Origin of the sequence: Peptacetobacter hominis, assembly GCF_006861675.1 — a bacterium.
In the GTDB taxonomy this organism is placed as follows: domain Bacteria; phylum Bacillota; class Clostridia; order Peptostreptococcales; family Peptostreptococcaceae; genus Peptacetobacter; species Peptacetobacter hominis.
In genome coordinates this window covers 79221-91531 of sequence record NZ_SGJB01000006.1, presented here as the reverse complement: position 1 = coordinate 91531, position 12311 = coordinate 79221, and the positions used below count along the sequence as shown (strand labels likewise).

The 12311-nt window shown below is 33.7% G+C and carries 10 protein-coding genes; 7 read left to right on the top strand and 3 right to left on the bottom strand.

Going from position 1 to position 12311, the window contains the following annotated elements:
* The first annotated feature begins 4 nt into the window (after positions 1-4).
* From thiI to deoC, 4 genes are all read left to right on the top strand, one after another.
* Entirely contained in the window at positions 5-1180 is a 1176-nt protein-coding gene (thiI, locus tag EXD82_RS04570; RefSeq protein ID WP_142535733.1) for a tRNA uracil 4-sulfurtransferase ThiI, read from the top strand.
* 1 nt (position 1181) lies between these two features.
* Positions 1182-1940 carry a DeoR/GlpR family DNA-binding transcription regulator gene (locus EXD82_RS04565; protein WP_142535732.1) on the top strand — a complete coding sequence of 253 codons (759 nt, stop codon included), beginning with the start codon at positions 1182-1184 and terminating at the stop codon, positions 1938-1940.
* A 199-nt stretch (positions 1941-2139) separates the two neighbouring features.
* A complete protein-coding gene (locus tag EXD82_RS04560) occupies positions 2140-2481 on the top strand; it encodes a hypothetical protein (RefSeq protein WP_142535731.1) in 342 nt (113 codons plus the stop codon).
* 174 nt (positions 2482-2655) lie between these two features.
* Positions 2656-3369 (top strand): deoxyribose-phosphate aldolase, encoded by a 714-nt coding sequence (gene deoC, locus EXD82_RS04555; protein ID WP_142535730.1) that lies wholly within the window; start codon positions 2656-2658, stop codon positions 3367-3369.
* Positions 3370-3435: 66 nt separating this feature from the next.
* Here deoC and EXD82_RS04550 read toward each other — a convergent pair whose 3' ends face one another.
* Genes EXD82_RS04550 through pflB form a run of 3 tightly spaced genes read right to left on the bottom strand, consistent with a single transcriptional unit; the run spans position 3436 to position 7039 of the window.
* Positions 3436-3984, bottom strand: coding sequence for a nitroreductase family protein (locus tag EXD82_RS04550; protein WP_142535729.1), 549 nt, complete (start codon positions 3982-3984; stop codon positions 3436-3438).
* Between the two features lie 38 nt (positions 3985-4022).
* Complete coding sequence (gene pflA / locus EXD82_RS04545) at positions 4023-4757, bottom strand: pyruvate formate-lyase-activating protein (protein WP_142535728.1); 735 nt, start codon at positions 4755-4757, stop codon at positions 4023-4025.
* Between the two features lie 47 nt (positions 4758-4804).
* A complete protein-coding gene (gene pflB / locus EXD82_RS04540) occupies positions 4805-7039 on the bottom strand; it encodes a formate C-acetyltransferase (protein ID WP_142535727.1) in 2235 nt (744 codons plus the stop codon).
* Positions 7040-7618: 579 nt separating this feature from the next.
* On the opposite strand from pflB, the gene EXD82_RS04535 reads away from it, so the two are divergent.
* From EXD82_RS04535 to EXD82_RS04525, 3 genes are all read left to right on the top strand, one after another.
* The gene (locus tag EXD82_RS04535) at positions 7619-9244 is read left to right on the top strand and encodes a DEAD/DEAH box helicase (protein ID WP_142535726.1); all 1626 of its coding nucleotides are present in this window, start codon (positions 7619-7621) and stop codon (positions 9242-9244) included.
* A gap of 117 nt (positions 9245-9361) precedes the next feature.
* A complete protein-coding gene (locus tag EXD82_RS04530; protein WP_142535725.1) occupies positions 9362-11347 on the top strand; it encodes a molybdopterin-dependent oxidoreductase in 1986 nt (661 codons plus the stop codon).
* A gap of 87 nt (positions 11348-11434) precedes the next feature.
* Positions 11435-12253 carry a sigma-70 family RNA polymerase sigma factor gene (locus EXD82_RS04525; RefSeq protein WP_142535724.1) on the top strand — a complete coding sequence of 273 codons (819 nt, stop codon included), beginning with the start codon at positions 11435-11437 and terminating at the stop codon, positions 12251-12253.
* The last annotated feature ends 58 nt before the right edge of the window (positions 12254-12311 follow it).

The following is a 12311-nucleotide window of genomic DNA, read 5'->3' as shown; positions in this document are numbered from 1 at the left end:
AATTGTGTATAACATACTTATAGTAAAATACGGTGAAATAGGAGTAAAGGGAAAAAACAGATATCTTTTTGAAAACAAGCTTATAAAAAACATAAAAAATATGCTTAAACCGCTTGGTGAATACAATGTATATAAAGAGTACGGAAGAATATATATAGATGTAAATGATGAAAACTACGAAGAAGTAATGGAAGAAACAAGAAAAGTATTCGGGATAGTAGGAGTATGTCCTGGTATAAAGGCTGACAAGGATTACGATGTGCTTAAACAGACTGCCGAAAAACTTCTAGAGAAGAAAATAGAAGAGGGATGTAAAACTTTCAAGGTTGAATCTAGAAGAGGAGATAAATCACTGCCTCTTACTTCTCCACAGATGAGTATAGATATCGGTGGATATCTTCTTACAAAACTTGGGGATAGAATAAAGGTTGATGTAAAAAATCCTGAAGTAAAAATAAGATGTGAATACAGAGAGTTTAATACAATGGTATATGCAGATACTGTTCCAGGATACGGCGGAATGCCTATGGGAACAGCTGGAAAAGCAATGTCTCTTTTATCAGGAGGAATAGACAGTCCAGTTGCAACTTGGATGATAGCAAAGAGAGGTATGGATGTAGAATGTATACATTTCCATACATATCCATTCACAAGTGAAAGATCAAGAGAAAAAGTACTTGATCTTGCAAGAACTCTTTCAAGATATTGTGGACCTATAAAAGTTCACTGCTGTAATATACTTGAAATAGAAAAAGAAATAACAGAGAAACTTAATAGAGAGGAAACTACTATCCACTCAAGAAGATTTATGATGATGATAACTCAGAAGATGGCAGAGAAGAGAGGTTGCCAGGCTATAGTTACAGGAGAGAGTATAGGTCAGGTTGCATCACAGACTATATACGGACTTACTTGTACAAATGCAGTATGTTCACTTCCTGTATTCAGACCACTTATAGCTATGGATAAGACTGATATAATAGATATAGCTCAGGAGATAGGTACATATGAAATATCGATAGTTCCGGAAGAGGATTGCTGTAGTGTATTTGCACCACCAAAACCTATAACAAAGCCTAAACTTGATAGAATAGAGAAGGCGGAAGAAAAACTTGATATAGAGGGACTTGTTGAAAGAGCCATAGAAACTATAGAAACAATAGTATGCGAGGTCGAGTAAATTGATAGCCAGTGAGCGTTTTTCAAGGATAGTGGAATCTGTCAATAAAAGAGGTTTTATATCTACAAAAGAGCTGTCAGAATGTATGGGTGTTACAGAAACTACAATAAGAAGAGACTGTGAGGAGCTTGAAAAACAAGGCCTTCTTATAAGGGTACATGGCGGTGCAAAGAGCATAAAACAGAAGATGATTTTATCTGACAGAGACGAAAAATCTATGAGTGAAAGAATCGAATACTCAAAAGAAAAAGATATAATATCCAAAAGAGCATCTGAATTTGTAAAAGATGGAGACTGTATATTTCTTGATGGTGGAACGAGTATAGTTCCAATACTGAAATATATAAAAGGAAAAAAAGTGAAGATAGTTACTCACAGCCAGCTTATAGTAAATATGTTTGATGACAGCGAGGCAGAACTTTTTGTAATCGGTGGAAAGTATATTCCGGAATACAATATGTCTGTAGGACCGATAACATTAAGTGATATAGAAAAATTCAATTTTGATCACGCATTTATAAGTTGTGCGGGAGTAGATATAGAAAGAAAACTTGTATATACAGCTGAGATGGATACAATGGCAGTAAAGCAAAAGGCTATGAACTTGTCTGTCAGAAAATATCTTCTTGCAGATTCGTCAAAGCTTAGTGTAAAGGGATTCTGTAGTTTTATCAGCAGTGATGATTTTGATGCTGTTATATGCAATGTTGATGAAAATATATCGGAGGAAGAACTTCCTGATAATTATATATTGGTATAGAAATAATAAAATGAACCCGGTTATTTGAATAGAGAATAATTGAGGTTCATTTTTTATTATAGAAATTGCTTTTATTATAAGAAATAGTATTAATTGGCATTTTTGTTAAAATTACAAATAGTTACAGTATTGGATAAATATTGAAGTGTATTCTATTATATTATATTCTTAAAAAAAGATATATAAAGGGGGCTTTAGTATGAAAAAAACTATTTTTAGTGAAGCTTTATTTTATCTTATATTTATGATACTAATATATTTTACTGTTGGTAACGATAAAATCCATGCATATATACTTGTTGCAGGGTATATAATATCGTGTGTGATTCTTTATATTTCATATAGTTATATGGATAGGCTGACTGGCATGGGATACGGTCTGGTAAAAGCACTGCCACCGTTGGCTTTTGTATCGACAGCTATGTTATATCAGATAAAAAACTCATTGTACAGCAATGCGATGATACCGATATTGCTTGTATTAGTAGCGTATATATTACTACGGATTTATTACACAAAAAAGAAAAGCAACGTTAAATAAAATTGAAGTATGGAATTAACCCGGGGTTTTAACTTCGGGTTTTTATATATTGATATATGTATGAAAATGAAACAAAATGTTTACAAATGTATGTTTGTATGATAAATTATATTCAAGGAGGAAGAATAACAAACATAAACACACAAAAATAAAAATTGTTATTCAATATTCGATATGATAAAACCAGATAAAAAAGCAAGTGAAATGAGTATAAAGGAACTGGCTTCATATATAGACTATTCGGTTCTAAAGCCAGAGTTTACAGAGGATGAGATAATAGAACTTACTAAGGATGGGGTAGAACTTGGATGCGCTACAATATGCATAAATCCGGGATATATAGAGCTTTGTGAACCATACGTAAAGGGAAGTGAGACAATGCTTTGTCCTGTATGTGATTTTCCATTTGGAACAAGCTCTACAGAATCAAAGGTTAAGCAGATAGAGATAGCTGGAAGATATGAAACTGTAAAGGAAATAGATATAGTTGCAAACTTCGGAATGATAAGAAGCGGAAAATTTGACGAGGTTACTGAGGATATAAAAGCATGTGCAGATGCAGCTCATAAGTGTGGCAAAGAAATAAAGGTTATATTTGAGACAGATGCACTTAATGAGGAACAGATAAGAAAAACATGCAAATGCTGCGTAGAAGCTGGAGCAGATTTTGTAAAAACAAGTATAGGCTTTTTAACAGGACATGAATCTCATGGTGCGGTTCCAGAACTTATAGAGATGATGATGAAGGAGGTTGGAGACAATTGCAAGGTAAAAGGAAGTGGATGTATACGTACCAGAGAGCATTTCCTAAAACTTATCGATATGGGAATAGATAGAATGGGAGTAGGATATAAATCGGTTCCTGTTGTGCTTGGTTTAAACAAATAAATAGATATTAAAAGAGCTGTACGCTAATGCGCACAGCTCGATTAATTTTATACAAATTTTATAGGTTTACTTATCAAAGAATAAAAGCTCTGATACTTCTTTTCTTGGAGGAACTTTGCCTGAAGCAGATTCAGGATATCCAACAGCGATAAGTGCCATAACAGTCTCATTTTCTGGAATAGAGCATGCTTTTGCAACTTTATCGTCATCAAATATTCCAAGTATAACAGATCCAACTCCATTTGCATGTGCTGCAAGGCAGAAAGTCTGACAAGCTATACCTGAATCAAAAGTTTCCCATCTATCTCCCTTTGAAGTAGAGAAAGATCCATCTGGCTCATATCCACATATATTTCCAACAGCAGTAAGTACAACAACTGCAGCAGATCTTCTTATAGTTTTAGCATTGAACTCAAAGTCCATAACACATTCAGAAGCCAGTTTTTCTTTTGTATCAGCATCTTCTATTATATGGTATCTTGCTGTCTGAGAATTTTTCCATGAAGGAGCAAATCTGGCAAGATCAACAATTTTCTCAAATACTTCGTGTGGAATAGCATCTTCTTTGTACTTTCTCACACTTCTTCTTTCTTTTATACAGTTTTCTATATTCATGTGTATACCTCCGCATATAATAAATATAATTACATATACTATTTATTATACACTGAAACACCGTATTTTTCTATTATATCCTTTGCTCTTTTAACATCATCATCAGAAGCCTGTTCAATACCTTCAAGAGGATATTCAAGTCCCATATCTTCCCATTTATGAACACCAAGTGTATGATATGGAAGAATTTCAAATCTGTCTACATTATTAAGCTTGGAAACAAATTCACCCATAAGGTTCAGGTTCTCTTCTGAATCAGTAACACCAGGAACAAGAACGTGTCTTATCCATACTGGTATTTTGTGTTCATCAAGGTATTTTGCAAACTCAAAAGTCTTTTCGATATTTATTCCGGCAAGATCTTTTGCTTTTTCTGGAACCATATGCTTAAGATCAAGAAGTACAAGGTCTGTAACTTCAAGAACTTTAGATATTGATTCAGGAGATCTGTATCCCGATGTGTCCAGACATGTATGTATTCCATTAGCTTTTGCTTCCTTAAATATTTCATAAAGAAACTCCGGCTGGGCAGTGGCTTCACCACCGGAAACAGTTATACCACCACCTGAAACTTCCATGTAAGTTCTATATTTAAGAGCATCTTTAACAACTTCCTCAGCAGTCATCTCTTTTCCGCCGCACATAGCCCATGTATCTCTATTGTGGCAGTATTTACATCTCAAAGGACAACCCTGAAGAAATACTATATATCTAATTCCGGGACCGTCAACGGTCCCGAAACTTTCTACTGAATGAACTCTACCTTTTATCATAATGTACTACCTTTCCGACCTATATCCAGAAAGGATTACTTCTGAAATTAGGCCATTTTGTTGTGGAATGTTCTGTTTATAACGTCTAACTGCTGTTCTCTAGTTAATTTTATAAAGTTAACTGCGTATCCAGAAACTCTAACTGTTAGCTGTGGATATTTTTCCGGATGTTCCATAGCATCTTCAAGAGTAGCTCTGTCAAATACGTTTACGTTTAGATGATGAGCTCTCTGAGCAAAATATCCATCTAACATAGAAGAAAGGTTGTTTATTCTTTCATCCATATCTTTACCTAATGATTTTGGTATTATAGAGAATGTGTTAGATATACCATCCTGAGAATATTCGTATGGAAGTTTTGCTACTGAAGCAAGTGAAGCAAGTGCTCCGTTTTCATCTCTTCCGTGCATTGGGTTAGCACCTGGAGCGAATGGTTCTCCAGCTCTTCTTCCATCAGGAGTGTTACCAGTCTTCTTACCGTAAACAACGTTTGAAGTTATAGTAAGTATTGACTGAGTATGGTATGCATTTCTGTAAGTTTTGTTCTGTTTTATTTTGTTCATAACGTCTTTAACTATGTTAACAGCTATTTCGTCAACTCTGTCGTCGTTGTTTCCGAATTTTGGATAGTCTCCTTCTATTTCGAAGTCAACAGCTATTCCATCTTCGTTTCTTATAGTTTTAACTTTAGCGTATTTTATAGCTGATAGAGAGTCAGCACAAACTGAAAGACCAGCTATACCACAAGCCATAGTTCTGAATACATCTCTGTCATGAAGTGCCATTTCTAGTGCTTCATAAGAGTATTTATCGTGCATGTAGTGTATAACGTTTAGAGTATTTACGTAAAGGTTAGCAAGCCACTCAGTGAATAAGTCAAACTTAGACATAACCTCATCGTAGTCAAGGTATTCAGATGTTATAGGTTCGAATTTTGGTCCTACCTGAGCACCTGATTTTTCATCAACACCACCGTTTATAGCGTAAAGAAGAGTTTTTGCTACGTTAACTCTGGCTCCGAAGAACTGCATCTGTTTACCTATTCTCATTGCAGATACACAACAAGCTATACCGTAGTCATCTCCCCAGTATTCTCTCATAAGATCATCGTTTTCGTACTGTATTGAACTTGTATCTATTGAAACCTTAGAACAGAAATCTTTGAATCCTTTTGGAAGTCTTGTAGACCAAAGAACTGTAAGGTTTGGCTCTGGAGATGGTCCAAGAGTGTAAAGAGTGTTAAGAACTCTGAATGAGTTTTTAGTAACAAGAGTTCTACCATCTATACCCATACCACCTATTGATTCAGTAACCCAAGTTGGGTCTCCTGAGAATAATTCATTGTATTCTGGAGTTCTAAGGAATCTAACCATTCTTAACTTCATAACGAAGTGGTCCATTATTTCCTGAGCTTCTTCTTCTGTTAATATACCAGCTTTTAAATCTCTTTCGAAGTATATATCAAGGAAAGTAGAAGTTCTACCTAGTGACATTGCAGCACCGTTCTGGTCTTTAACTGCACCAAGGTATCCGAAGTATAACCACTGAACAGCTTCTTTTGCGTTTTCAGCTGGTCTTGATATATCAAATCCGTAGCTTTCAGCCATTCTTTTTAATGCTTCAAGAGCGTTTATCTGCTCAGATATTTCTTCTCTTAATCTTATTACTGATTCATCCATAGTAGAAACTTCAAGAGATTCTTTCTGCTCCATTTTGTCAACTATAAGTCTGTCAACTCCGTAAAGAGCAACTCTTCTGTAGTCTCCTATTATTCTTCCTCTTCCGTATGCATCTGGAAGACCAGTTATAACACCAGATTTTCTTGCAGCTCTCATTTCTTTTGTATAAGCATCGAAAACACCCTGGTTGTGAGTTTTTCTGTATTTGTGGAATATAGTTGAAACTTCTGGATCAAGCTCGTATCCGTAAGCTTTACAAGAGTTCTCAACCATTCTTATACCACCGTATGGCATAACAGCTCTTTTTAGAGGAGCATCAGTCTGAAGACCAACTATCTGCTCTAATTCTTTATCTATATATCCAGGCTTGTAGGCATCTATAGAAGATATAGTTTTAGTATCTACATCAAGAGTACCACCGTTTGCTATTTCTTTTTTACAAAGTTCAGCAACTTCACCCCATAATTTTTCTGTATTTTTAGATTCACCTGCAAGGAAAGATGCATCTCCCTCGTATGGTGTATAGTTTAACTGTATGAAGTTTCTTACATCAACTTCTTTATTCCAGTTACCAGTTTTAAAACCATTCCATGCTGTAGTCATGTAATTTACCTCCTATATATAATAAAAGTAAGTTATATAAATTATTTAATAATCTGCAACTGTTATATTACCATAAAAAAACCAGATTGTATACAAGAAAATACAAATATTAATTGTTATTTTTTCAGTAATGTTTACATACTGAAAAAACTGGGATACAGATGTATAAAAAAATTTATACAAAATATTAATTTATACACATGTAATAGATGTAAACATTAAAAAATAGCGATTTTTTTAATAAATATACTATATATATTAATTTATAATGGATAAAACAGTTTTTGCTTTTATTATTATACCCGCAGAAAATATATTTAAACAGATAAAACAGAAAATTATTAGAAATTGAAAATGGGTATCGATACAAAAGTAACAGTAAGTTTCAAAAAACACATAAGAATCATTTTTATAAAAAAGTAAACGTTCGAATCATAACGAATATTGTGAAAAATAAAGAATTAGTATTATAGTATGTAAACATATTTTATAATGAGAAAATATAGGTTTACTTATTATTTGCCAGGGTATATAATAAAAAGGTTAGTATCTAAAAATAGAAACGGAAAGGAATAATATATGGAAATAACAAAATTTGAAGATTTACAGATAAATGAAAATATTAAAAAGGCTGTAGCAGAGATGGGGTTCGAAGAGCCGTCTCCAATACAGGCAAAATCTATACCGGTAATACTTGAAGGAAGAGACGTAATAGGACAGGCTCAGACTGGAACGGGAAAAACAGCAGCCTTTTCTATACCTATACTTGAAATGGTTGATTCATCAGACAAATCACTTCAGGCAATAGTACTTTGTCCAACAAGAGAGCTTGCAATACAGGTATCTCAGGAGATAAGAAAACTTGCAAAATATATGCACGGTATAAAAGCTCTTCCTATATATGGTGGGCAGCCTATAGAAAGACAGATAAAAGCTCTTAAAGGTGGAGTACAGATAATAATAGGGACACCAGGTCGTACAATAGACCATATAAAAAGAAGAACACTTAAAACGGAAAATGTAAAAATGGTTGTACTTGATGAAGCGGATGAAATGCTTGATATGGGATTCAGAGAGGATATAGAGACAATACTTGAGAATGTACCGGATGAAAGACAGACTACATTCTTCTCTGCAACAATGCCAAAAGCAATACTTGAACTTACAAAAAAATATCAGAATAACCCGGAACATATAAAAGTTGTAAGAAAAGAGCTTACAGTTGAAAATATAAAACAGTACTATATAGAAACAAGATCATCAAACAAGATAGAAGTTCTTTCAAGACTTATAGATGTATATAATCCAAAGCTTTCAGTTGTATTCTGTAACACTAAAAAAGGTGCGGATGAGCTTGTAGGAGAGCTTCAGGGAAGAGGATATTTTGCGGATGCTCTTCACGGAGATCTTAAGCAGGTTCAGAGAGATATAGTAATGGATAAATTCAGAAACGGAACTATAGATATACTTGTAGCTACAGATGTTGCGGCAAGAGGAATAGATGTAGATGATGTTGAATGTGTATTTAACTTCGATCTTCCTCAGGATGAAGAATACTATGTTCACAGAATAGGAAGAACAGGAAGAGCTGGAAGAGAGGGTATATCTTTCTCATTTGTATACGGAAGAGATATAAGAAAGATGAAGGATATAGAAAGATACACAAAGTCAAAACTTATAAAACATCCGATACCTACAGTAGGAGATGTTGAAGAGAAGAAAGTTGGAGCATTCTTCAGTGAGGTAAAAAGAGTTGTTGAAGAAGGAAAACTTTCCAAGCAGATACAGTGGATAGAAAACTTCTGTGAAGAAGAGGAAACAGAATACTCTGTAATAGATATAGCTGCAGCTCTTCTTAAACTTGCTATGGGTGAGGAAGAAAAAGAGGAAATAATAGAAGAAAAACCTAAAAAATCAAGAAAAAGAGGAAAAACTGACGAAACAGGTGCCAGAGAAGGAATGGTAAGGCTGTTTATAAATGTCGGAAGAAAGCAGAGAGTACAGGCAAAAGATATACTTGGAGCTATATCTGGAGAAGCTGGAATATCTGGAAAAACTATAGGAACTATAGATGTATATGATAAATTTACATTTGTTGAAGTTCCAAAGAAAAAAGCGAAACTTGTTATAGAAAAAATGAAAAACAAGAAGATAAAAGGAAATAAGCTTAACATAGAAAGAGCCAATAAAAAGAATAAAAAATAATTCCGAACAAATTTAATAAATGATTATATAGAAAATCCTGTTCATGTAGAGCAGGATTTTTTCTGTATAACATTGTATAATTATTTCATAAATATAGATAAATAGGAGGTGGATTGAATGGGAGATAAAAAATTTCTGAGTCATGGTTGTACACTTGATTGCCATGATTGCTGTAGATTCAGTGTAGAAGTTGAAGATGGTAAGGTATTATCCATAAAAGGAGAAAAAACAAATCCTTATACAAAGGGATTTATATGTAAAAAAGGTAAAATGCATCTTGATAGACTCAATCATAAGGACAGGATATATAGTCCTATGAAAAAAGTGAATGGAGTATGGGTTGAAATAGATTTTGACGAAGCACTTGATATAATGTCTGAAAAACTTACATATTATAAAAATAAATATTCCTCAAAATCTATAATGCACTATGATCAGTATGGTACAGGATCAGTACTGAAATGCATTGAAAATATATTTTTCAATTATTATGGAGGTGTATGTATTCAAAAAGGTGGTCCATGCTGGAGTGCTGGTATGAAGGCACAAAAGGCTGATTTTGGCGATGTAAAATCAAACTCAATAGATGATATGAAAAACAGCAAAAGGATTATTCTATGGGGAAAAAATCCGGCTAACACTACTATACATACGATGAAGGCAGTTCTTGATGCAAAAAGAAATGGAAGTAAGATAATTGTAATAGATCCAATATATACAGAAACAGCAAAATCAGCTGATTTGTATATAAGGACAAAACCAGGAACTGATGGTGCTCTTGCACTTGCAATGGTGAAAATAATAATAGAAAAAAATCTGATTGATTATAATTTTATCAAAAATTATGTATATGGATTTGATGAATTCAAAGAATATGTAAAGTCTCAGAATCTGAACTATCTATCCGATGAGTGTGGAGTTTCTGTTTGTGATATAGAAAACCTTGCAGTTGAGTACGCGGATTCACCATCTCATATAAATGTAGGATATGGTATACAGAAATATAAAAATGGCGGAAACACAGTAAGGCTGATAGACTCACTGGGGATAATAACCGGACAGATAGGAATCAAAGGTGGAGGAGTCAGTTATTCCAATAGAGTTTATCCTGATATTCTGGATTCAGATCCATATAAAAGTTATTTATACGGCGAGAATAGAGAATTTTATGTAAGTGATATATCTGATTTTATAGAAAAATCCTATGAAACAGATGAGCCTATAAAAATGATTGTAGTCACAAAAAGTAATATGTTAAACCAGCTTCCGGATTTGTACAGACTAGAAAAAGTATTTGAAGATATAGAATTCAAAGTGTGTTTTGATATGTTTATGACTGATACGGCATCAAAATGCGACCTTTTTATACCTTGTACAAATACTTTAGAAAGTATGGATATAATATACAGCTCCATGACAAATCCATACATAACAGTAAATGAAAAAGCGGTAAATCCAAAACATGAGTTTATGGATGAATATTATTTTTTCAGAGAACTTGCCAAAAGAATGAAAATGAAAGAATACCCCTATGTAGAAAAAGAAGAATATCTTGAAAAAGTAATCGCTCCCCTAAAAGATTACGATTCAGAGATATCTCTTCAGAAACTCATAGATACAAATTTTACAATAGATACAGATATTGCATGGGCAGATAGAAAATTTCCTACAGAAACCGGAAAGATAGAAATCTATTCAGAGTATGCAAAATCAATAGGAGGAACATATATCCCCGAGTATATCAGAAATGAAAGCACTGACGAGATAGAAAAGGGAGGACTTAGGCTGATTACTGTTCATCCATCGGATACTCTTTCAAGTGCACATTATATGGATAGAGAAGATATGGCAAAAGTTTATTTAAACAATAAAATGGCTGAGAAATATAATGTTAAAAACAGTAAAACAGTTATATTATACGGCAAAAAGGGAAAGATAGAGGTAACAGCTGTTATTGATGATGGGGTTCCTGACTATACAGTGAAAATGTATGTCGGATGGTGGAAAAAGCATGGAAATCCAAACTATCTAACAGAATCAGGTATATCAGATTTTGGTGGACAGGTAACATATAACGACAGCATAGTATATATAAAAAAATAGCTTAATTTACTGTAAATGGATTTTACTGAGCACAATTTCTGAAACAGGTTTCACTTTGGTATGAATAAAAAATAGGGGGGCAATATTATGTATATGAAAGAGGTCAGTGCAAGTGAGGAAAAAAGCTCTGTGGTACCGGAGGATGAACTTCTGGAACACAGTGAAATTATGAGACTTGTTGCGAAGTCCCAAAAAGGAGATATTGATGCAAGACAGATTCTTGTAAGTAGAAATATGGGACTCGTTAGAAGTGTGGTCAGAAAATACCGTGATTCAGGAAAAGAGCAGGATGATCTTATTCAACTTGGATGTATGGGACTTCTTAAGGCGATACTGAGATTTGATATGAATTTTAATGTGAAATTTTCAACTTATGCAGTTCCAAAGATTGAGGGAGAGATAAAAAGATATCTGAGGGATGATGGAATTATAAGAGTATCAAGAAGTCTAAAGGAAAAAGGTCTGAAAATAAAAAAAGAGAAAGAGCTTTTTCTAAAACAGTATGGAAAAGACGCAAGTTCATCAGAAATTGCTGAAAGACTCGATATGGATATAAAAGAAGTAATTGATGTGGAAAAAAGTAATCTATATATAGAGTCAATAGATGAATGCCGAGAATCAGAAGACGGTGGAACTATTAACTATGTAGACCTAATGAGAATAAATGAAAGGGATGAAAGTGATTATACTGTTGATAGACTTTATCTGGAGACTCTGATAAATAGAATACCGATGAAATCAAGAACAGTTATAAGACAGAAGTATTTTATGGATAAAACACAAAATGAAATAGGAAACTGTCTGGGAGTATCACAGGTACAGATTTCGCGTATGGAAAAGAAGGCAATCGAAACAATGAGAAAACTTGCGGAGACAGATGTTAAGTATGAAAAAGGCATAATATAGCAGAAGAAAATTTAATATAATAAAAAGCAGATTGAGAATTTTATTCACAATCTGCTTT

Coding starts and splice junctions, on each gene's coding strand:
- pflA (WP_142535728.1), bottom strand. CDS start 4,757: ATGATAAAAGGTAGAGTTCATTCAGTAGAAAGTTTCGGGACCGTTGAC.
- EXD82_RS04535 (WP_142535726.1), top strand. CDS start 7,619: ATGGAAATAACAAAATTTGAAGATTTACAGATAAATGAAAATATTAAA.
- deoC (WP_142535730.1), top strand. CDS start 2,656: ATGATAAAACCAGATAAAAAAGCAAGTGAAATGAGTATAAAGGAACTG.
- EXD82_RS04530 (WP_142535725.1), top strand. CDS start 9,362: ATGGGAGATAAAAAATTTCTGAGTCATGGTTGTACACTTGATTGCCAT.
- EXD82_RS04560 (WP_142535731.1), top strand. CDS start 2,140: ATGAAAAAAACTATTTTTAGTGAAGCTTTATTTTATCTTATATTTATG.
- pflB (WP_142535727.1), bottom strand. CDS start 7,039: ATGACTACAGCATGGAATGGTTTTAAAACTGGTAACTGGAATAAAGAA.
- EXD82_RS04525 (WP_142535724.1), top strand. CDS start 11,435: ATGTATATGAAAGAGGTCAGTGCAAGTGAGGAAAAAAGCTCTGTGGTA.
- EXD82_RS04550 (WP_142535729.1), bottom strand. CDS start 3,984: ATGAATATAGAAAACTGTATAAAAGAAAGAAGAAGTGTGAGAAAGTAC.